Source organism: Oleiphilus sp. HI0061 (genome assembly GCF_001635675.1).
In genome coordinates this window covers 1-21,223 of the sequence record NZ_LWFE01001145.1, presented here as the reverse complement: position 1 = coordinate 21,223, position 21,223 = coordinate 1, and the positions used below count along the sequence as shown (strand labels likewise).

The following is a 21,223-nucleotide window of genomic DNA, read 5'->3' as shown; positions in this document are numbered from 1 at the left end:
ATTGCACATGCTTATGGCTTATCGAAGAAGAATGGTCCGACTAAAGGTCGTTTTTACGGTACTTTGTTTACATGGTTGTGCTTGCTGGCAATGGCCGTTGTTAATATTCTAATTTTAGTCACTCGATAAGACATGACACCAGAACGTTACCAAAAACTAAAGCGCACGTTAGACCTCAGACAGCCAGATTTAACGCTACTGACAGAACAGATTCATAAGCCGAGAAACATTGCTGCACTGGTTCGAACCAGCGATGCGGTCGGTATCCAAGAACTAAATATGGTATGGCCCTGGGATAAGCATCGCCCTTATAGTGGTACGGCAATGGGCAGTGATCGTTGGGTGGATATTGTTCGACATGAGTCAATGCCAGAGGCGATTGATACCCTGCATGAAAAGGACTATAAGGTTTATGCTGCGCATCTGTCTGATAGCGCAATTGATTATAGGGATGTTGACTATACTAAGCCTTGCGCGATTCTATTAGGTAATGAAAAGAAGGGCGTCAGTGATATCGCAGCGGCCAAGGTGGATCAGCATATTGTGATTCCGATGCTTGGTATGGTGGAGTCATTTAACGTATCGGTTGCCGCAGCCATTATTCTCGCTGAAGCGCAAAGGCAGCGGTCCTTGGCTGGGTCTTATGATCAGGTTCGTTTAGATGGTAAAACCTATCAGGAAACTTTCTTTCGCTGGGCGCACCCTAAAGTCGCTAGCTATTGCCACCAGAACAAACTTCCATATCCCGAAGTTAGTGAAGAGGACGGTGAGATAATAAACCCCTCACAATGGTATGCGAGTATCAGAGCTAAGCGTGATTCTGCTTCAGAATAAACTTTGAGCGATAAAAGCTCACTAGAACAAGACTCTCTCCTATGTTGAAAGCTATCTTTAGCCTTGCTGGCCCATTGGTAATAGGGCAAATCTCATTTGCTTTAATGGGTTTGATCGATACGCTATTGATGGGGCGTTTAGGGGTTGATGTGCTTGCTGGTGGTGGTTTGGGCGCAGTTGTATATCAATTCTTTTACATCGTTGGTATTGGTGCTTTAGTCGCTACGGCTAATATGGTTGCTTTTGCTAAGGGCAGTGGTAATCAAAGTGAAATCCACCGTGCAGTCTTGTCTGGTAGCTTATTGGTGGTGATTCTTTTTGTCGTCTTTGCTTTTGGCTTGGTTAATATCTCGCCTGTCTTACTTTTCTTTGGCCAGCTGTCTGAGCTGGTTTTTTTTGCTCAATCATATTTAGATCTTGTTTTATGGGCATTGTTGCCAGCATTTGGTTTTATCTTGATGCGCAGTTTGGTTGTTGGCTTAGGTAATTCAAGGCTTATTCTTCCTATTAGCCTAATAGCAGCCGTTTCAAATTACCCGGTTAGTCTGGTGTTGATGGAAGGCTATTTGGGTTTTCCAAAAATGGGCCTGGAAGGCATAGCCTTAGGAACCTGTATTATTTCCTGGGCGATGTTTCTGGGATTGGTGTTTTTGAGTTATCGACGCGATGAATTTAAGGGATTTCCTTTTTGGAAGGGCTGGCAAAACTTTTCTCTTTCGCAATTTCTTGAAACGCTAAGGCTTGGATTACCTATCGCTTTGGCCCATGCAATGGAGGTGGGAATGTTTTCGGCTGCAGCAATCATGATTGGGTGGTTGGGGGCGACAGCTCTGGCTGCTCATCATGTTGCGCTTCAGGCAGCTACCTTAAGTTTTATGGTGCCACTGGGGATCTCCCAAGCGGTTTCAGTTAAGGTGGGGGAGTTATACGGGCAGAATGCTGTTGGGCAGGTTCCACAAGCTGTGGGTTCAGGTTTTGTACTGGCACTTGTAAGCGCTTGTTTTGCTGCAATAATATTTATCTTTGCACCTGAAACTTTGGTGCAGCTGTTTGTACAAAAGGAACAGCTTCTAGCGGAGAATTACCAGGAATTTGTTCAGTTAGTGGCTTCAATTCTTCTAGTTGCTGCAATCTTTCAGGTGGTTGACGCTTGGCAGGTGATTAGTATGGGCGCCCTTAGGGGCTTTAAGCTTGGAGCTTCGCCGACATTGGCAGCGATTATTAGCTATTGGTGTGTCGGTATGCCTATTTCTTACTTCTTGCTGGAGCCCTATGGTGCGGTAGGCGTGTGGGGAGGTATGGGAGTAGGGCTGGCAGTCAGTGCGCTCGTGCTTTCAGCTTTGCTGTTTCGCGAGGTGCGACGACATAAGTCTATGCAGTCGCACTAGTTTCTGTTTCGCTGACTATTGAGGCGTTCGGCAGGAGTATTCAATGCTCCAATGAGACCAGAGGTCAATTCCCATAGCCGAGGCGTTGTAGAATAATGCGTTATCCAGCAAGCCGACCACCACATCTACTGGTGTAACCTCAGTAGTAACCTGGTTCCAGTCAAGGCCGACACAAACCTGACTTGTTTCAAGGGCATTGCTTAATTCAGCGAACTGATAAATGCTGTGGTGATACCACCTGCGGTAGCGCTTGCCTGAGCTGGCATCCAAATCGTCTTCGGATACATCTGATGAGAAGTCAAATAGAGACGGTACGGGGTCAGGCACGACTTCGCCATTTTCAAAATGGATCACTGCGCAGCCTTGGCTCATCGCTATTGTCGTCGCTAGCAGGGTGGCACTTAGTAATTTATTTAGCTGTTTCATGAATCGTCATTCTCCAGTTCACACCAGACTTTCGCAGTTCTGGGGAGGTATAAGCCTAGAGATAAGGTGGCAAATAGCACATCTGTTGCCGAGTATTTGCTTTGCATTTGTTTTACGGGTTGTTGGCGACAAATTTTGGTGACGTCAATGTGATGCTCGCCGATAAAGCCCCATAAAAAGAAATGTTTGGATTCTTCATAATGAGGGCGGTATCTGAAGTCAGAGGGGCCGCTTTCGGTAATGGTGACCGCAGCGCAGCCTCCCAAGCTAATTGCAAGAAATAAGACAAAGAGGGTAGAAATTTTGCTCATTGCGCATCCATGTATCAAACAGTCTATTATTCTGGGGAATTATAGCGAGTTTTGCGAGACTTCAGGCGAACCAGTATGCAAAAAAATGAAGTACCTGCGATAAAAGTTATACGAGGCCTGCTAAGAGGCGCCCGTATAAGCTAATGAGGCCAACTGTATTACTTGCTTAACTTCTCTTGCTGCGCTTTGATTGCTGCTTGCTTTTCAAGTTTACGTCGAGCAATCGTCTCGCTGACATCGCCACCAATGTGTTTCTCATGGCGCAGCTTAGCGAGTTCTATTTGCTTCTGTCGTTCAGCGAAGCGGGCTTTTTGTGCTTCGGTGTGCATGTCGTGACACCTTGGGCAGCTAACGCCCTCAACATAAAGCTCGCTAGATTTATCTTCTTCTGTAATTGGAAGACGACATGCATTACATTGATCGTAACGACCTTTCTCCAGTTGGTGATTGACTGCTACGCGTTCATCAAAGACAAAGCATTCGCCTTCCCACATGGTCTCTTCAGCTGGAACTTCTTCTAAGTATTTAAGGATGCCGCCTTCAAGGTGATAAACGTCTTCAAAACCTTGTTCTTTCAGGTAAGCTGTCGATTTTTCACAACGAATACCGCCCGTACAAAACATCGCGACTTTTTTGTGCTTTGCCTTATCCAGGTTTTCTGCAACGTACTGAGGGAACTCTCTAAAGCTTTCGGTTCGAGGGTTCAAGGCATGTTGGAAGGTGCCAATTTCGACCTCATAATCATTTCGCGTATCGACTAGTAGAACTTCAGGGTCAGAGATGAGTGCGTTCCAGTCCTTTGGCTTTACATAGGTGCCAACTACTTCCTTAGGGTTTATGCCTTCAACGCCCATGGTGACGATTTCTTTTTTCAGTTTTACCTTGGTTCGGGCAAACGGAGCTTCTTGGGTGAAAGACTCCTTATAGCTAAGATCGCTCAAACGTGGGTCTGACTTTAACCACTCAAGAAGTTTGTCTATGCCCGCTCTAGAGCCAGCAACGGTGCCGTTGATGCCTTCTTCTGCAAGTAGTAGGGTGCCTCGTACGTCGATGCTCTTCATCAATTCAAGAAGAGGGGTTTGAATCTCTTTGTAATTTTCGAGTGTGACAAATTTATATAATGCGCAAACAACGTAAGTTTGCTCGTTTGGTGTGGTAGACATGTTATTTCCTATCAGCATGACCGGAACGTAAATCCGGCGCCTTGGTTTAGTGTTAAGAACTAGTTTTCTTGCTTGTCCTTAATGTGTTCAAGAATCTGTTTTTTCAGGCTCTTGGGGATTTCTGTAATAGTGAGCGTATTTGACTGCTCATCAAACAAGATTGTTTGCTGCATAAGGTCTGATGAAAAGGACAGGCTTAAACCATTGCCCTTGCCAGAGATTCTGACCAAATGCTTTAGCTTACGAGTGTCTGGGCGCAGGGTTTGGCTGGTGTCTAGTTGCGCTTCTTGTTCTGCGAATTGAGCAAAGCGGGTGGGTTCATTTTCATCAAGGAAGCCCGATAGCTCATTAATCGGCACTGCTTCACCTAGCTGCTGCTGTTCAACGCAAAAGTCATAGGCTTTTTGATGAAGCTGAGCAGCTTGCTTGGGTTCGGTTTCTTTGGTGTAGCCTGCTAATACTTCCATTAGCGTTTCAGTTTCTTTTGCGCTGTCGATAGAGCTCTTGAAACCGATTGACTGAGTGAATGCTTCACCTATTTTGGCTTTTGAGCGTGCGCGGACCAAGCAAAGGTATGGGTCAGTACTTTCGCTTTCTGAAAGCCAGTCATCAAGGTCGATGCGCAGGGCAAGATCCATTTTATTTGTGTTGAGGTAGTCCACGGTATCGAGATTAAGCCCAGAGTCTAGGAGTAGGCCGGAATTTGTTTCCAGCGCAAAGATATAGACTCGAGGGCCATCTGCACGTTCCTCATGAACCGTAAGGATAGTGGCTTCAAAGCTCTCGCTGGTTTTATCCACTAGGTCTTTGAGTTGATTCATGTAGAGAAGGCTTAGCTTCTCGAAGCTGATTTTTCCATCCAGTTGCTCTTTCAACCAGTTTTGATAGGGGGCACTACTATAGTCTTCATCAAATTGACCGTGGAATTTACCTGCTTTGAATTGAAAGACTTTTTTAAGTTGACTGAAGAGTCCTTCATGATCTGCAGTGACGTCAGGTGCCTGCTCACAGAGTTGAATTTCTGAAGGTTGATCTTCTTGCCAGCGAGTAATCTTATGAAAAACTAGCGAAGTAATAGCCATGGATTGAGTTCTCTCTGTGTCCAATGAAATAAGGGGCTACGAAGTAAATCGTAGCCCCTGTCTTTGGGTTAGGCTTACTGAGATGAGTATCTCAGTGAATCAAATTTAGCTAAGCCCTTTTACCTGTTCAGGAATATCTACGTCAGATGTTGCTGATAGTACGGTATCTGCAATATCTGAACTGCCTTCCAATGAGGTAATTGCAATTAAGCCTGCTTCTTTAGCTGCCTTAGCAATCAAGAGTTTATCTGCATCGTTGTCGGCCATGTGAGAGGTGATCAACAGGCAAGTTCGACCCTGATTGAACAGCTTACGCTCAGCGGCTTGAGCGAGTACATCACCCGCTTCACCTGAGCAAGCAATAATCGAGGCTACCTGGTGATCTAAACGCGCTGCACGCTCTGCTTCGCTAACAGGTTCCCACTGTGCGCTAGTATCTTCAGCGGCTTCAACGATCATGCCTGCGCCAACCGTTACGTTGGTTAGACGGTCGATAATAATGAAGGCGCCCGTTGCTTTGTTTTCACCATATGGGTCAAACGCAAGTGTCTGGTTTGCATGGATCGTACACAATGCAATACTGTTAAGCTCTAGTTCGCTGGCATCCTTTTTCTCAAGCGTATTAACGTCAATTAAATGCTCAATTGACTGAATTGACGCTGAAGCCTGCTTGGAACCAAGTTTAATATCAATAAGCTTGCCTGGCTGAATTTTGTCTTCAGACATCCAAACGATATGTGCTTTTACCGCAGAACTTACCGTTGGGTGATTGTCAGACTGAACAATCATATCGCCACGACTGATATCGATTTCATCATTCAAGGTAAGCGTAACCGCTTGACCTGCGAAACCTTCATCCAGTGAACCTTCAAAGGTCACGACTTCTTTTACGGTACTGCTTTTACCCGAAGGAAGTGCAGTAATTTTATCGCCAGGCTTAACGATACCCGAAGCAATCGTTCCACAGAAACCACGGAAGTTAAGGTTAGGGCGGTTAACGTATTGTACTGGTAGGCGGAAGTCTTCCAGATTCTTGTCTTTAGCTATTTCGACTGACTCAAGCATCTCCATTAGAGGCTTGCCTTTGTACCAAGGTGTCTTGTCGCTATTGCTGATTGTGTTAACACCTTTCAGTGCAGAAAGTGGTGCAAACTGGATATCGCCCAAATCTAACTGGTCAGAGAATGAAAGGTAATCGCTCTTGATTTCATTAAAGCGCTCTTCGCTGTAGTCAACCAGATCCATCTTATTGATGGCAACGATGACGTGCTTAATACCCAGTAAAGAAGCAATAAATGAGTGACGTTTGGTTTGCGTTAATACACCGTGACGTGCATCGATCAGGATGATTGCCAGGTCAGCAGTTGACGCACCAGTTGCCATGTTACGAGTATATTGCTCGTGTCCGGGAGTGTCGGCGATGATGAACTTGCGTTTAGCAGTTGAGAAATAACGATAAGCAACATCAATGGTGATGCCTTGCTCGCGCTCAGCCTGTAGGCCGTCAACTAATAGTGCAAGGTCGATTTCACCTTCGTTGGTGCCGGACTTAACGCTGTCTTTCTTAATTGCTTCAAGTTGATCTTCATAAATCATTTGAGAGTCATGAAGTAGTCGGCCAATAAGTGTGCTCTTGCCGTCGTCAACGCTACCACAAGTAAGAAGACGTAGTAGTTCTTTTTGTTCGTGTTGCTTCAGATATTCGTTAATATCTTCACTGATAAGATCTGACTGGTGTGACATGTAAACTATCTCTTTATTTGCTGCCTCGCGCTGGGTCTTAGCGTGAGGCAATAATCTTGGTTGCTATGTATCAGCTTTGTACGTATATGCTGGCCTAGAAATAACCTTCGCGCTTCTTCTGCTCCATTGAGCCTGCCTGGTCGTGATCAATGACGCGGCCTTGTCTTTCAGAGGAGGTGGTTAGTAGCATTTCCTGAATTATTTCGGGCAAGGTTGTCGCTTCAGACTCAACTGCACCCGTTAGCGGGTAGCAACCAAGCGTACGGAAGCGTACCGACTTCATCTCTACCTTTTCACCTTCTTCAATCGGCATACGTTCATCATCAACCATGATCATGACGCCGTCACGTTCAACAACAGGTCGCTTCGCTGAGAAATAAAGTGGAACGATATCGATGTTTTCCAGGTGGATGTACTGCCAGATATCAAGTTCTGTCCAGTTAGATAAAGGGAATACACGAATGCTTTCACCTTTATTAATCTTACCGTTATAAGTATTCCATAATTCAGGGCGCTGATTCTTTGGGTCCCAGCGGTGGTTTTCATCACGGAAAGAGTAAACACGTTCTTTAGCGCGAGACTTTTCTTCGTCACGTCGTGCGCCACCGAAGGCTGCGTCAAACTGATATTTGTCCAGTGCTTGTTTAAGACCTTGGGTTTTCATTACGTCGGTGTGCTTGGCACTACCGTGAGTAAAAGGTCCGATGCCTTGATCAACGCCTTCCTGGTTGATATGCACGATCAGATCGAAGCCATACTTTTTAACGGTCTCGTCACGAAACTTGATCATTTCCTGGAATTTCCAGGTAGTGTCAACATGCATTAGAGGGAAAGGTGGCTTACCTGGTGCAAAAGCTTTGCGAGCCAAGTGCAGCATAACAGCGGAATCTTTACCGACAGAATAGAGCATTACCGGATTATCAAATTCAGCGGCTACTTCTCGAATGATGTGGATGCTTTCAGCTTCCAATTGCTTTAAATGAGTCAAATTGTATTGCGACATATATGTAACTCTTACCAGAGGTCAATAAACGAAAAAATCGTGTTTAAGTGGATAGCTGCTATTTCTATAGGCTGCTACCTAACAAAAGGGTGCGGAATTATAACAGGCTTGTCGCTAAATAATAAGGGATGTGGTGCTTTAGTGAGTGGTGGTGGAGTGCGCTTATATTCTCACTTATGCTAAAAGATCAGATGTTTAGAATATAATGTTCTATTTAAGATGTCTCGATATCAGTAAGAAATACGGATGTCTTGTGTTTAGTTTATCGCTGTTTGGCGGCTCTTTTTGGGGTGCTACATTGCTAGTACTAGGAGCGGCAGTAGGAACACGCTATAATCGCGTTTTTGATAATTAAGCCAAGAGAAGAAGATGGACGTTAAAGCCTATATGGTCAAAGTGGGTGAGGCAGCTCGTCAAGCTGCTAGCCAGATGACTTCAGTCAGTACCGGATTAAAAAACAAAGCTCTATTAGCAACCGCTGATGCTTTGAATGCCAAGCGTGATATGTTGATTCAAGAGAATAAAAAGGATCTTGAGGCTGGGCGTGAAAATGGTTTGGATGATGCGATGCTTGATCGTTTGGAGCTTACGCCAGCGCGTATAGATGGCATGATTGAAGGCTTGCAGCAAGTAGCAGGGCTTGATGATCCTGTTGGAATTATTAACGATCTCAAGTATATGCCTTCCGGTATTCAGGTTGGCAAGATGCGTGTGCCGCTTGGTGTGATTGGGATTATCTATGAGTCTAGACCAAATGTAACGGTTGAAGCGGCGAGCCTGTGTATTAAATCGGGTAATGCAACGATTCTTCGTGGCGGTTCAGAAGCTATTCATTCAAACAAGGCCATCGCGAGCTGTATCGCAATAGGTTTGTCTGAAGCTGGCTTGCCTGAAACGGCTGTTCAGGTGATTGAAACGACAGATCGCGCGGCAGTGGGTGAAATGATCACCATGCCAGAATATGTCGATGTGATCGTGCCTCGTGGCGGAAAAGGTCTGATCGAGAGAATCAGTCGAGACGCTAAGGTGACAGTAATTAAGCACTTGGACGGTATATGTCACGTGTTTATCGACCGTGATGCGGATATTGAAAAGGCGAAGGCAATTTCATTGAATGCAAAAACGCATCGTTATGGCACTTGCAATACGATGGAAACGCTTTTGGTTGATGCGCCTGTCGCTGAAGAGGTTCTGCCCCAGTTAGCAGTTTTATATGCAGAAAAAGAGGTTGAGCTACGTGGCTGTGAGCAAACTTGCACAATCTTGAATAATGCGGGTTTTGCTGCGAAGGATGCGACGCTGGAAGATTGGCAGACAGAATATCTTGCGCCGGTATTATCTATTAAGGTGGTAGAGGGTATGCAGGAAGCCATTGCGCACATCAATGAGTTCGGTTCGCACCATACTGACTCAATTGTTACCGAGAACTATACAAAAGGTCGTCAATTCCTAGCGAGTGTCGATTCCAGCTCGGTAATGATCAATGCCTCAACGCGATTTGCTGATGGCTTTGAATATGGTTTGGGTGCAGAAATCGGCATTTCAACCGATAAGATTCACGCGCGTGGGCCGGTTGGTCTGCATGGCTTAACTTCGGAAAAATTTGTGGTGCTGGGCGATGGGCATATCCGTCAGTGAGGCCTGCATTAATTAGATTCCTTATGAGAAGTCTAACTTCGTGAAAGTTGTTTTCGGTGGTACTTTCGACCCGGTTCATGTTGGTCATTTGCGCATGGCCACCGAGCTTGTCTCGGAACTGGGTGTCAACAGTGTCGACTTGATGCCTTGTTACCAGGCTGTGCATAAGGATAGTGTGTCGGCAAGTGCTGACTCTCGCCTTGAAATGTTGAAGCTGGCGACAGCTCATGACTCGTGTTTGAATGTTGATGAGCGAGAGATTCGGCGGGGTTGTCCAAGTTATACCATTGAATCAGTTCGCGAGATGCGTCAAGAGCTTGGTGATCAGGCCTTGAGTATCGTCATGGGGACTGATGCTGCGCGAGGTTTAAGAACCTGGCGTCAGGCAGAGCAGCTATCAAAGCAGACGCATATTGTTGTTGTAAAGCGCCCGGGTGAACTTGAAGGCGATATAAAGCAATGTCTGGAGCAACTTGGCTTTGAATGGGTTATGTCTGCCAATTACTTGCATGAGCAGCCGGGCGGCTTAGCTTTGATGCTTGATTTGACGCAGTTAGATATCTCTAGCACTGCCATTCGTGAAGCGGTCAGGAAAAATAAAAGCATTCGTTACCTTGTGATAGGTGCGGTTGAAGACTATATCTGTGATAATGCGCTTTATCGAGAGTGAGTTGCTGTTTTGAAACGCTGTTTCAGAGCAGGCAAAATTAACCAAATGGGGAACACAAAGAACGTATGCAAACTGAAGAATTGAAAACTGTAGTGGTCGAGGCTTTAGAGGATCTTAAAGCTGATAATATCTGTGTGCTGGATGTTAAAGATAAAACTAGCGTCACAGACTATATGGTGATCGCTTCAGGGACTTCGAGCAGACACGTTAAGTCTCTTGCAGAAAATTTGGTTTCCGAAGTAAAAGATAAAGGCGGACGGCCTTTAGGTATTGAAGGTGCTGATGGCAGTGACTGGGTTTTGGTTGATCTGGGCGAGGTTGTCGTTCATGTGATGCTTCCCGCTTCACGCACATTTTATGACCTGGAAGGCTTTTGGCGTGATGGCCCGGATGCCAGTGCCTCAATGACTGAGCATTAACTATAGCCTTTTCTTTAGTTTTTCCTTTGGCTTATGTAATAAGCATAATTCAATCTCTGCACTGTTTGTGAATTGCGATAGCGATGAAAATAAAAATACTTGCTGTTGGTACTAAAATGCCGAAGTGGGTGACGGAAGGCGCAAACGAATATGTTAAGCGCCTTCCTAAAGACCTTCCTTTAGAGTTTATCGAGATTCCCTTGGGGAATCGTAGTAAGAATGCCGATATCAAGCGCGCTATTCAAAAAGAGAGTGCGGCTATACTCGCTCAAATTAATAGTCAGGATCATGTTGTTGCGCTTGAGGTTAAAGGTGTTAACTGGAGTACGGAGAAGTTAGCCTCTAACCTTGAAAACTGGCAAATGAGTGGCAAAAATCTAGTTATTCTTATTGGTGGGCCGGACGGCTTAAGCAATGAATGTCGAGCTCGTGCTGATCAGCAGTGGTCTCTCTCTGCATTAACATTACCTCATCCCATTGTTCGTGTTGTGCTTGCTGAGCAGCTATATAGGGCTTGGACGGTTACGCAGAATCACCCTTATCACCGTTCATGATTAAAAAGAGTGTTTGCAGTGTATTCGATCTATTTCAGGGGAGTTGGGTTTGAAGTCTGATCGTCGCCTTAAGGACTCGAATCGAGAGAAGCGAATTTATGCTTTTCGCACGATTGTGGCGTCAATCTTTGTCTTGAGTTTGACGGGCGGATTGATCTTCCGCATGTACTACCTGCAGATTACTAATCATACGCATTTTCAAACTTTATCCGATAAGAATCGCATGCAGTTGCAATCGATTGCACCAAACCGTGGTTTGATTTATGACCGAAACGGTATTTTGCTAGCTGACAATCGGCCAATTTTCAGTGTCGCGATTACACCAGAAGACAGCGCCTCCATTGATGAAAGTATTGCTTCGATTGCCCAAGTCATATCAATTTCTGATGATCATGTGAGGCGCTTTAAAAAACGTTTAAAACGGGCCAGAAGACCATTTCACCCTGTTATTCTAAAAAGTAAGTTGACCGAGAAAGAAATTGCGATGCTCGAGGTGCGCAGGCATGAACTGAAGGGAGTGAAGGTACTTGCCGAGCTCGCTAGACACTACCCGATGGCGAAAGATACTGCGCATTCGATCGGTTATGTCGGAAGAATAAATGAAAAAGAGCTAAAAAAGGTCGATGAGCAAAACTACTCGGCGACTAACTATATCGGCAAGCTTGGAGTTGAAAAATTTTATGAGTCAGAATTGCATGGTCAGGTTGGCTTTCAAACCGTAGAAACAAACGCCAGTAACAGGGTTTTGCGGGTGTTGGATAGAAGTGATCCGGTGCCAGGTAGAAATCTTACTCTACATATGGATGCACAGCTGCAAAACCGGGCAGTGGAGCTACTTGGCTCAAATAGGGGAGCCGTGGTCGCAATAGAGCCTGAAACCGGCGGCATACTGGCAATGGTTAGTACGCCGAGCTTTGATCCAAATGCTTTTGTTACGGGGATTGATTACAAGTCTTATGGCGAGCTAAGAGATTCTTTGGATCTTCCTTTATTTAACAGGGCATTAAAAGGGCAGTATCCACCTGGCTCTACGATTAAGCCTATGGTCGGTTTAGGCGGTCTTGATACCAATACGACCACGCGAGAGTTTAGCATTTGGGATGAGGGACGTTATCAATTACAAAATGATGAGCGGATATATCGCGACTGGAAGCGGGAAGGGCATGGGCGTATAAATTTAAGATCTGCTATTGCTCAGTCATGCGATACCTATTTTTACGATCTCGCGTTTAAAATGGGTGTTGATCAGATGTCTAAGTATTTAGGCTATTTCGGTTTTGGGAGTAATACTGCTTTGGATATTTCTGAAGCAAGATCCGGGATTTTACCAACTCGTGAGTGGAAGAAGGCCCTAAAAGGTCGCTCTTGGTATCCAGGTGACTCACTGAACCTAGGGATTGGTCAAGGTTTTATGCTTGCAACGCCATTGCAGTTGGCAACGGCTACAGCATTTTTGGCAAACCGGGGACGCTGGGTTGCACCAACTCTATTGAGGTCGATTTCCCTAAGAAAGGGAGAAAGCGAATATTCTGCTCGCCGTCGTGAGGTTGAAATGCCTGACCTTGATCTTAGCAGGCCGGAAGACCTTGATTATATTATTGAGTCGATGGCTGATGTGATGCATGGCCGTCATGGGACGGCTCGCGGTAGTGGTCGCAATGCTAGTTATAAAATGGCGGGAAAAACCGGAACAGCTCAGGTAGTAGGTATTGCTCAGGGCGAAAAATATGATGCTGAAGCCTTGATCGAGAGACATCGAGATCACGCTTTATTTGTTGGTTTTGCGCCGTTGGATGAGCCCCAAATTGCCGTGGCGGTGATTGTTGAAAATGGGGGAGGAGGAAGTAGTGCTGCTGCGCCAGTTGCTAGGGCCATGTTTGATGAGTGGTTGATTTCTCTCGGGCATATAGCTTCCTCTAATCCAGATACTCCAAAGGAATAGTCGTTTTGATATTTGAGTCGCGAATCAAATGAGTAGAGAGTTTCTAAGGCAGATGCCCGGGGCAGAAAGTCACTTGCGCAATAGTGGTGGTCTTCTGTTTCGCTTGCACCTAGACCCGATCATGTTGGGCTTGCTTCTATTGTTGTGTGCCGTTGGTCTGGCTATTTTATATAGCGCAGGTGGTCAAGATATGGTGTATGTCGAAAAACAGGCGACACGCTTCGGTATTGCATTTGTTGTGATGTTTGTTTTTGCTCAGCTAGATCCCAATGTCTACCGGCGTTGGTCTCCATGGCTATATGTTATTGGTGTCGCAGCGTTGATAGGGGTTATTTTCTTTGGAACGGGTGCTAAAGGTGCACAGCGATGGTTACAGCTACCAGGTTTACCGCGTTTTCAGCCCTCTGAGTTTATGAAGTTGGTGGTGCCGATGATGGTTGCATGGTTTTTGGCTGCGCGTTATTTACCTCCAAGCTTTAAGGCTGTCATGGGATCATTGGTGCTCGTTTTTATTCCGGTATTGCTCATTGTTAAGCAGCCGGATTTGGGGACTTCAATCTTAATTGCCGCCTCGGGTGTTTTTGTATTAATGTTTGCGGGTTTGAGCTGGAGGCTAGTCGGGGGCTTTGCTGTTTTACTCGCATCTTTTGCGCCGCTTATGTGGATGTTTGTGATGCGAGATTACCAAAAACAACGTGTCCTAACTTTTCTCGACCCAGAAAGTGATCCGCTAGGCTCAGGTTGGAATATTATTCAATCGAAAACGGCGATTGGCTCTGGCGGCACCTGGGGGAAGGGGTGGCTTGAAGGTACTCAGTCTCAACTGAATTTTTTACCTGAAAGTCATACCGATTTTATTATTGCAGTCTGTGCAGAAGAGTTTGGTTTTGTTGGCGTCTTGGGGTTGTTGCTTCTATATTTACTGATTATATTCAGGGGGCTGTTCATAGCGCTTAAGGCTCAGGATTCATATGGTCGTCTATTGGCGGGCAGTCTGGTCATGACATTTTTTGTATATGTTTTTGTAAATATCGGTATGGTAAGTGGTATCTTACCTGTTGTGGGTGTGCCACTTCCGTTGGTAAGTTATGGCGGCACCTCTGCGGTAACTCTAATGGCGGCATTTGGTGTACTGATGTCAATTCATACTCATAGAAAGATGCTGTCGCGCTAAGCGAATTGCGAACAATAAAAGGATTATGTATGCGTTCAGGAAATAAATTGTTTTTTGTAATCTCAGCTTGCCTGATGCTGTTGTCGGTTTCTTCGGCAAATGCGAACTATATTGAGCACGAAAAAGCTAAAAGCTTTATTGATATGATGGTTAGTAAGCACGGCTTTGAAAGTGCAAAGTTAGCTGAAATATTTTCTCAGGCAGAAAAGAAAGATAGTATTCTGAAAGCAATTGCTCGACCTGCAGAGAAGCGCCTCGAATGGAAGGGTTATCGAAAGATATTTCTTACCGATGATCGAATTAAGAAAGGTTTAGCCTTCATTGAAGAAAACCGAGAGAGCCTAAACCGGGCTCAGGAAAAGTACGGTGTTCCGGTTCATGTTATTGCTGCCATAATAGGTGTTGAAACTCGCTACGGCCGTAACAAGGGGAGTTATCGTGTGGTGGATGCACTTTCAACTTTAGCTTTTGACTATCCGCCTCGTTCAAAGTTTTTCACAAAAGAGTTAGAGCAAGTATTTCTTCTGTCTAAAGAGCAGGGCTTTGCAGCCTTAGACTTGAAAGGCTCATATGCGGGTGCGATGGGTTACGGCCAGTTTATCCCAAGTAGCTATCGTCACTACGCAGTTGATTTCGATGGCGATAAGGTTGCGGACATTCTTAATAACGCTACCGATGCGGTGGGAAGTGTTGCTAACTATTTTAAGATGCATAAATGGTCCGAGGGGCAGCCAGTCGCTTTTCAGCTAGAAAAGTCAGACTTAGGAGAGGGTTATCAAGAGCTTGTTCATAAGAAGCTCAAGCCGTCGCATATGGTAGCTGATTTTGAGGCACACGGTTTGCGTCTTCCTGCTGGTTTGGATAAGAATATGCCTGCGAAACTTCAGATACTTCAAGGGGCTACCGGTGAAGAGTATTGGTTAACCTTGAGGAATTTTTACGTGATTACTCGCTATAACCATAGTCATTTATATGCGATGGCAGTTTACCAGCTTTCCGAGGCTCTAAAGCTAGGAATGAACTAAGGTGTTGAGTAGTTTGCGTTGCATTCTCTTGTGTTGCCTGGCCCTGCTTTTGCTGGCTTGTAGTAGTTCTCGCTACAGCATGAAGCATGATGTCGGGCCTACTGGAGAGTTCGATGTATCCAAGGTGCCAGATGCAATCCCTAAATGGGAGCCAATCAGCCCAAAAGGCAATTACTCTCCTTATACTGTGCGAGGAAAGGAGTATCACCTGCTCGATTCGATTAAGGAGTATCGCGAGGAGGGGATTGGCTCTTGGTACGGCTTGAAGTTTCATGGTGAGCTGACTTCAAATGGTGAGATTTATAATATGTATGCCATGTCGGCAGCGCATAAGACCTTGCCTCTTCCTGCCTATTTGAAGGTGACAAATCTCGAAAATCAAAGGTCGGTTGTGGTTAGAGTTAATGACCGTGGGCCATTTCATGAAGGTAGAATATTAGATCTATCTTATGCCGCAGCCAAGAAGCTGGATTACCACAACAAAGGAACTGCCAGGCTTTTACTAGAATCAATCGTTGTACCAAAACCAACAGTGAGTGGTGAGGAGGCTTCGGGGGTAAAAGAAAGCAAAGACCGCTTAGCCTATTTTGTTCAAGTGGCGGCGCTATCTAATCAGGCTTCGGCTAATAACCTTCTCCAGCGTCTACAGAGAATGGGCTTGGCTCACTCTGCGTTTGTAGGGAAGGCTGAAGGGGCTAATATCTATCGTGTCAGAGTTGGACCAGTTGATGACATGAGCGCTGCAGAAAAGTTAAAGGCTCATTTATCCGACAGTGAGGTTGGTGCACCTGTTGTGATTAGTCGTCCTGTGTTGGCTCCGGGCTCTTAGGTATATGGGCTTCTTTCTCAGGCTTCATGTTTTCAGCTTGTGAAAAATCGAAGCCGCAATCTCCGTCTAGCTGTTCAGGGTCGTAGCGAATTCCACAGCCTGCTTTAACTGTTTGTGCGCTGTCAACAGAGCCGTTTTTGAGTTCCTTCATTTCGTTTATACCTCTTCTTGTTCGTTAGAAGTCTGTATTAGCTGAAGCGTTAATTTTAATACAGATTGGCTTATTGGTCTTCGCTTATGGATGAATCGATTGCTGAATTCGGTTAGACTTGCTTTCTTCAATATATGTCACTTCGTTCATATAAATCAAAATCGGGTTTTTAATGATGTTCAGATCACTAGGTAAGGTGTTACCACTTTATTCTTTGTTGTTACTTCTCGGATTCCATGTTGCCGACGCATTTGCTAAGCCAGCTCTTATTCCTTCTCCGCCACAGGTTTCAGCTAGCTCTTATATTTTAATGGATGCCACGAGTGGCGAAGTAATCGTAGAGCATGAAAGCTACGTTCAGTTGCCACCCGCCAGCTTGACTAAGATGATGACCGCATACATCGTCGAAAGCGAAGTAGCTCAAGGTAATATCAATTTATATGACGAGGTTCCAGTGAGCGTTAAGGCTTGGCGCACTGGCGGGTCAAAAATGTTCATCAAGGAAGGCTCAAAAGTTTTGCTTGAAGAGCTGCTCAAAGGCGTAATTATTCAGTCAGGCAATGACGCAAGTATTGCGCTATCTGAGTATGTTGCTGGTAGCGAAGATGCATTTGCCGATATCATGAATCAGCAAGCTCAACTACTGGGCATGACAAACTCCAACTTTATGAACGCTACAGGCTTGCCTGCTGAAGGGCATTATTCATCAGCCTCTGATTTGGCAAAGCTGGCTCTTGCGATCATTAATGACTTTCCTGATCAGTACCCTTTGTATTCTGAAAAATACTTCACCTATAACAATATAAGGCAGCCAAACCGCAATCGCTTGTTGTGGCGTGATAAGTCAGTCGATGGCTTAAAGACCGGACATACTGAAGAAGCAGGTTATTGCCTTGTCGCGTCAGCTAAGCGCAATGGTATGCGCTTGATTAGTGTTGTCATGGGTACGAATAGTGAAAATGCCAGAGCTAAAGAGACACAGAAGTTGTTAAACTATGGCTTTAGATATTATCAGACGCACGAACTGTACAAGGCTGGTGAAGTACTGACAGATAGCCAGGTTTGGAAGGGTGCTTTGGATTCTTTCCAGTTGGGCTTAGCCGAAGACGTAATAGTAACGATTCCTCGGGGTCAAAAAGATGACCTTAAAGCAGAGCTTAAAGTAGATAATGTAATTGAAGCGCCTGTTGCCGTGGGACAAGAATACGGCCGCTTACTTGTGTCTCTTGACGGTAAAGTAATTGTTGATGAAGCTTTAGTAGCTTTGGAGCCCGTGCCCGAGGGTGGCTTCTTTAAACGCCTGTTGGATATGATTAAGTTGTTTTTCATTGGTTTGTTTTCTTAATGAAAATTAGTTCTTGGTTGGAGGTAGTGTGATGATAAAGAAACCTGTGATACTGAGTAACTCTTCAGCTAAAGGTCTATCAGCTTCTTCATCTGAAGATGAAGTTAAAATAGAGTTTCCTTGTGATTATCCGATTAAAGCAATTGGTTCTAATAATATTGATTTGAAAGCTTTGGTGATTGAAACCGTTAAGGTTCATGCTCCAGACCTGGATGAGAATCGGGTTACCTTGAATGAAAGCAGCAAGGGAACCTTCGTCTCGGTGCGTTTTCATATATACGCGACTGGCGAAGCTCAGTTAAAAGCGATACATGAAGCCTTGATGGCGACTGGCCATATAAAAATGGTTATCTAGTCTGGCATGTTGATCTGAGGGCGATAGCGATGACAGAGAAAGCTCAAAACTCAAATGGCCCAGCGTTTGGCCAGCATTTACAAGTAAAAATGTTACACGGTCTCCAGCCTTATGAAAAAGTCTGGCGAGCAATGCAGGAATTTACCGACCAGCGCGACGAGCAGACCGAAGATGAAATATGGGTGCTGCAGCATGAGCCTGTTTTCACGCAAGGGCAGGCCGGAAAAGAAGAGCATATTCTAGCGCCAGGAGATATTCCTGTTGTACCTGTCGACCGGGGTGGTCAGGTTACCTATCATGGCCCGGGACAACTTGTAATTTATCTTATGCTCGATATAAACCGTATGGGAATTGGTGCTCGAGACCTTGTTTCTAGAATAGAGCAGGCTTTGGTCAATATGTTGGCCTTATACGGTATTCAGGCTGCACCTAAAAAAGATGCTCCCGGTGTTTATGTGGGAGAAGATAAAATTGCTTCACTGGGCTTGCGTATCAGGCATGGGCGTTCGTTTCATGGTTTGAGTCTCAATATCGATATGAACCTTGAGCCTTTTGGGCGTATTAACCCTTGTGGCTATCAAGATCTCAAAATGGTTCAGCTGTGTGATTTCCAAGAAGATGTTGCTGTTGAGAGAGCGGCAGGTTGCTTGGTTAATGAGCTGCGAAAGTCTTTTTCCTATGACGATATTGTTATGGAATATAAAGACAGTTAATTGCTCAAAATTAAATTTAGTAGAAGGTAGTTATGACAGATTCTCCCAAGGGTAGTGCCGACGCGAAGACAGGCAGTAGTGCTAAGACGATTAAGCGAGCTGTGCAGGGTGAAAAGCTTCGTGGCGCCGAGAAGGTCGCCAGAATACCCGTTAAAGTCATTCCTACTGAAAAAATGCCACGAAAGCCAGACTGGATTCGCGTTCGGGTTCCGGCAACCCCAAAGATTGATGAGATAAAGGGTAAGCTACGTAAGCATAAACTACATAGTGTTTGTGAAGAGGCTTCTTGCCCGAATTTGGGAGAGTGCTTCGGCGGCGGCACCGCTACCTTCATGATAATGGGGGATATATGTACTCGACGATGTCCGTTTTGCGATGTTGCTCACGGTCGTCCCAAGCCACTTGCTGAAAACGAACCTCGTGAGTTAGCGATTGCAATTGCAGATATGGCTTTGCGTTATGTTGTGATTACCTCCGTAGATCGTGACGATTTGCGTGATGGTGGTGCTCAGCACTTTGCTGATTGTGTAAACGAAATCAGAGAACGTAGCAGCGATATTGAAATTGAGATATTAGTGCCAGACTTTCGTGGCCGTATGGAAGTTGCGCTCGATATCCTAAAGCAAACACCGCCAGATGTGTTCAACCATAACCTTGAAACAGTTCCTTCTCTTTATAAAAAGGTTCGTCCTGGTTCTGATTATCAATGGTCTTTGGATTTGCTCAAGTCTTATAAGGCTTTGGCTCCCAATGTACTAACCAAGTCGGGTTTGATGTTAGGAATTGGTGAAACGATTGAGGAGGTCGAGCAAGTGATGCGTGACCTTCGTGCGCATGATGTTGATATGTTAACCCTGGGGCAGTATTTGCAGCCGAGTAAAGATCACCTGGCTTTAGAGCGTTTTGTCACGCCACAAGAGTTTGATGATTTAGCGGTGCTTGCCAAAGAGCTTGGATTCAAACATGTTGCTAGTGGCCCAATGGTCCGCTCTTCTTATCATGCAGATAAACAAGCGAAGGGCGAATCTCTGCCAAAAGTGTAGCTTATGTCAAAGTCCAAGAAAGACTCTAATACTCAAAGTAATAAAACAGTTTCAGCTATCAAAACGGGTAGCTTTGAGCGTCGTTTGAGTCTGACTAAAGCAGGCTTACTGGCCGGTACGCGGATGGCTGGTCATATGACTACCTCTTTATTTTCCGGCAAAGAGGCTAGAGCTGAAAAGCGCAAAAAGGCACTTTCGGATCAAGCTCACTTTCTTGTTCGTGAGTTAGGAATGCTGAAGGGGAGTGTGGTTAAAATCGGGCAGGTCATGGCGCTTTATGGCGAACACTTTCTGCCACCTGAAGTTACCGAAGCTCTCCATACTCTTGAAGAAAATACTACTGCGCTGGAATGGCCGGTCATTCGAGGTGTTTTGTTCGAGCACCTTGGCGCAGCGAATATGGATAAGCTTGAAGTTGAAGAAGAGCCAATAGGCACAGCTTCGCTAGGACAGGTTCATCGTGCAAAAATAATCGAAACAGGTGAAGTCATTTGCTTGAAGGTTCAGTACCCGGGAGTTGCTCAGGCAATTGATGCCGATCTGGATGCTGTCGCACAAATACTTCGCTTGGCGAGGGTGGTTACTGCAGGACCAGCGTTTAACGATTGGTTGGAAGAGGTTAGAGTGATGATGCATCGGGAGGTAGATTACCACCTAGAAGCTGAAACGACAGCCCGCTTCTCTCAAATGCTTCAAGATGATCCTCGATTCATTGTTCCAAAAGTGTATTTTCAGTTCTCCTGCGAAAATGTTATGGCTACAAGCTACGAAGAGGGTGAAAATGTTTCTAGCGAGCGTGTTGCTGAGTTGTCTCAGGCGCGTCGTAATAATCTGGCTAAATCATCTTTGGCGCTGTTTCTGCAAGAGTTGTTCGTCTGGCACGAGATTCAAACTGATCCAAATTTCGGTAATTATCGAATACGAATTGGTGAAGAGAGTGGCAAAGATAGAATAGTGTTACTGGATTTTGGCGCTGTGCAAAAGTATCCACAGCAATTTATTAACCCTGTATGTCAAATGATTTCAGCTGCTTATGAAGCTGACCTGGAAGGTGTTATTCGTGGTGGGATTGCGTTAAAGTTTATGCAAGCAGACTGGCCGCGAAAAATCCTGGAAGAGTTTGCCGGGGTTTGTATTGCAGTGCTGGAGCCTTTAGCGAAAGACCAGTCTGCTGCGGGTTCTGAATCTTTTAATGAGCAGGGAGAGTATCGTTGGCGCGATAGTGATTTGCCTTCACGTATTGCCAAGCGAGCTGCTGTTTCGGCAATTAGTCGTTACTTTAAAATTCCGCCAAAAGAATTTGTGTTCCTGAATCGAAAGCTGGTAGGCGTCTATACCTTTATTTCGGTACTTAATGGTCAGTTTAAGGGGCAGGACCTATTGGCACCTTATGTTGAAGCCTTTAACGTCCGGTA

General features: G+C 45.2%; 23 protein-coding genes. 16 read left to right on the top strand and 7 right to left on the bottom strand.

The genetic code is table 11. The features are described 5' to 3' along the window. From A3735_RS32605 to A3735_RS17190, 3 genes are read left to right on the top strand one after another with little or no spacing between them, the layout of a single operon-like run. A complete protein-coding gene (locus A3735_RS32605; protein WP_369820536.1) occupies positions 1-129 on the top strand; it encodes an MAPEG family protein in 129 nt (42 codons plus the stop codon). A gap of 3 nt (positions 130-132) precedes the next feature. Further along, positions 133-834, top strand: a complete 702-nt coding sequence (gene trmH / locus A3735_RS17195; protein ID WP_068507934.1) for a tRNA (guanosine(18)-2'-O)-methyltransferase TrmH — start codon at positions 133-135, stop codon at positions 832-834. A 41-nt stretch (positions 835-875) separates the two neighbouring features. After that, a complete protein-coding gene (locus A3735_RS17190; protein WP_068507932.1) occupies positions 876-2,222 on the top strand; it encodes an MATE family efflux transporter in 1,347 nt (448 codons plus the stop codon). 15 nt (positions 2,223-2,237) lie between these two features. Here A3735_RS17190 and A3735_RS17185 read toward each other — a convergent pair whose 3' ends face one another. The 6 genes from A3735_RS17185 to cysD form a co-directional block, all read right to left on the bottom strand. Beyond that, a complete protein-coding gene (locus A3735_RS17185; protein WP_068507930.1) occupies positions 2,238-2,648 on the bottom strand; it encodes a hypothetical protein in 411 nt (136 codons plus the stop codon). Beyond that, positions 2,645-2,959 carry a Bor family protein gene (locus tag A3735_RS17180; RefSeq protein ID WP_068507927.1) on the bottom strand — a complete coding sequence of 105 codons (315 nt, stop codon included), beginning with the start codon at positions 2,957-2,959 and terminating at the stop codon, positions 2,645-2,647. The genes A3735_RS17185 and A3735_RS17180 overlap by 4 nt, the downstream gene beginning before the upstream one ends. Before the next feature lie 158 nt (positions 2,960-3,117). After that, on the bottom strand, positions 3,118-4,122 hold the full coding sequence (locus A3735_RS17175) for a rhodanese-related sulfurtransferase (protein ID WP_068507924.1): 1,005 nt from the start codon (positions 4,120-4,122) through the stop codon (positions 3,118-3,120). A 59-nt stretch (positions 4,123-4,181) separates the two neighbouring features. Beyond that, positions 4,182-5,204 carry a nucleoid-associated protein gene (locus A3735_RS17170; protein ID WP_068507922.1) on the bottom strand — a complete coding sequence of 341 codons (1,023 nt, stop codon included), beginning with the start codon at positions 5,202-5,204 and terminating at the stop codon, positions 4,182-4,184. Positions 5,205-5,309: 105 nt separating this feature from the next. Continuing rightward, positions 5,310-6,947: a sulfate adenylyltransferase subunit CysN gene (gene cysN, locus A3735_RS17165; RefSeq protein ID WP_068507920.1), complete on the bottom strand. Its 1,638-nt coding sequence runs from the start codon at positions 6,945-6,947 to the stop codon at positions 5,310-5,312. 94 nt (positions 6,948-7,041) lie between these two features. Further along, entirely contained in the window at positions 7,042-7,950 is a 909-nt protein-coding gene (gene cysD, locus A3735_RS17160) for a sulfate adenylyltransferase subunit CysD (RefSeq protein WP_068507917.1), read from the bottom strand. A gap of 369 nt (positions 7,951-8,319) precedes the next feature. Here cysD and A3735_RS17155 point away from each other — a divergent pair, with 369 nt between their 5' ends. The 8 genes from A3735_RS17155 (at position 8,320) to A3735_RS17120 (ending at position 16,201) form a co-directional block, all read left to right on the top strand. Then, positions 8,320-9,588, top strand: a complete 1,269-nt coding sequence (locus A3735_RS17155) for a glutamate-5-semialdehyde dehydrogenase (protein WP_068507915.1) — start codon at positions 8,320-8,322, stop codon at positions 9,586-9,588. 40 nt (positions 9,589-9,628) lie between these two features. Further along, the gene (nadD, locus tag A3735_RS17150; protein ID WP_197475473.1) at positions 9,629-10,258 is read left to right on the top strand and encodes a nicotinate-nucleotide adenylyltransferase; all 630 of its coding nucleotides are present in this window, start codon (positions 9,629-9,631) and stop codon (positions 10,256-10,258) included. Between the two features lie 65 nt (positions 10,259-10,323). Then, positions 10,324-10,677, top strand: coding sequence for a ribosome silencing factor (rsfS, locus tag A3735_RS17145; protein WP_068507913.1), 354 nt, complete (start codon positions 10,324-10,326; stop codon positions 10,675-10,677). Positions 10,678-10,760: 83 nt separating this feature from the next. Then, entirely contained in the window at positions 10,761-11,231 is a 471-nt protein-coding gene (gene rlmH / locus A3735_RS17140; protein ID WP_068507911.1) for a 23S rRNA (pseudouridine(1915)-N(3))-methyltransferase RlmH, read from the top strand. A 49-nt stretch (positions 11,232-11,280) separates the two neighbouring features. Next, positions 11,281-13,173 (top strand): penicillin-binding protein 2, encoded by a 1,893-nt coding sequence (gene mrdA, locus A3735_RS17135; RefSeq protein ID WP_068553355.1) that lies wholly within the window; start codon positions 11,281-11,283, stop codon positions 13,171-13,173. A 28-nt stretch (positions 13,174-13,201) separates the two neighbouring features. Next, complete coding sequence (gene rodA, locus A3735_RS17130; protein WP_197469920.1) at positions 13,202-14,347, top strand: rod shape-determining protein RodA; 1,146 nt, start codon at positions 13,202-13,204, stop codon at positions 14,345-14,347. A gap of 29 nt (positions 14,348-14,376) precedes the next feature. After that, a complete protein-coding gene (mltB, locus tag A3735_RS17125; protein WP_068507908.1) occupies positions 14,377-15,372 on the top strand; it encodes a lytic murein transglycosylase B in 996 nt (331 codons plus the stop codon). Between the two features lie 13 nt (positions 15,373-15,385). Beyond that, positions 15,386-16,201, top strand: coding sequence for a septal ring lytic transglycosylase RlpA family protein (locus A3735_RS17120; RefSeq protein WP_231875460.1), 816 nt, complete (start codon positions 15,386-15,388; stop codon positions 16,199-16,201). Here the strand turns inward: A3735_RS17120 and A3735_RS17115 are convergent. Next, positions 16,170-16,352 carry a hypothetical protein gene (locus A3735_RS17115; RefSeq protein ID WP_068507906.1) on the bottom strand — a complete coding sequence of 61 codons (183 nt, stop codon included), beginning with the start codon at positions 16,350-16,352 and terminating at the stop codon, positions 16,170-16,172. The two genes, A3735_RS17120 and A3735_RS17115, sit on opposite strands and share 32 nt — an antisense overlap. Positions 16,353-16,524: 172 nt before the next feature. Between A3735_RS17115 and A3735_RS17110 the strand changes: the two genes are divergently transcribed. The 5 genes from A3735_RS17110 to A3735_RS17090 form a co-directional block, all read left to right on the top strand. Beyond that, the gene (locus A3735_RS17110) at positions 16,525-17,697 is read left to right on the top strand and encodes a D-alanyl-D-alanine carboxypeptidase family protein (protein WP_068507904.1); all 1,173 of its coding nucleotides are present in this window, start codon (positions 16,525-16,527) and stop codon (positions 17,695-17,697) included. Positions 17,698-17,728: 31 nt separating this feature from the next. Then, entirely contained in the window at positions 17,729-18,052 is a 324-nt protein-coding gene (locus tag A3735_RS17105; RefSeq protein ID WP_082865051.1) for a YbeD family protein, read from the top strand. A gap of 89 nt (positions 18,053-18,141) precedes the next feature. Beyond that, positions 18,142-18,765 (top strand): lipoyl(octanoyl) transferase LipB, encoded by a 624-nt coding sequence (gene lipB, locus A3735_RS17100; RefSeq protein ID WP_231872205.1) that lies wholly within the window; start codon positions 18,142-18,144, stop codon positions 18,763-18,765. Between the two features lie 32 nt (positions 18,766-18,797). Next, positions 18,798-19,808: a lipoyl synthase gene (gene lipA / locus A3735_RS17095; RefSeq protein WP_068507899.1), complete on the top strand. Its 1,011-nt coding sequence runs from the start codon at positions 18,798-18,800 to the stop codon at positions 19,806-19,808. 3 nt (positions 19,809-19,811) lie between these two features. Next, positions 19,812-21,223: AarF/ABC1/UbiB kinase family protein (locus A3735_RS17090; RefSeq protein ID WP_068506914.1), on the top strand; the 1,412-nt coding region annotated here is incomplete at its 3' end.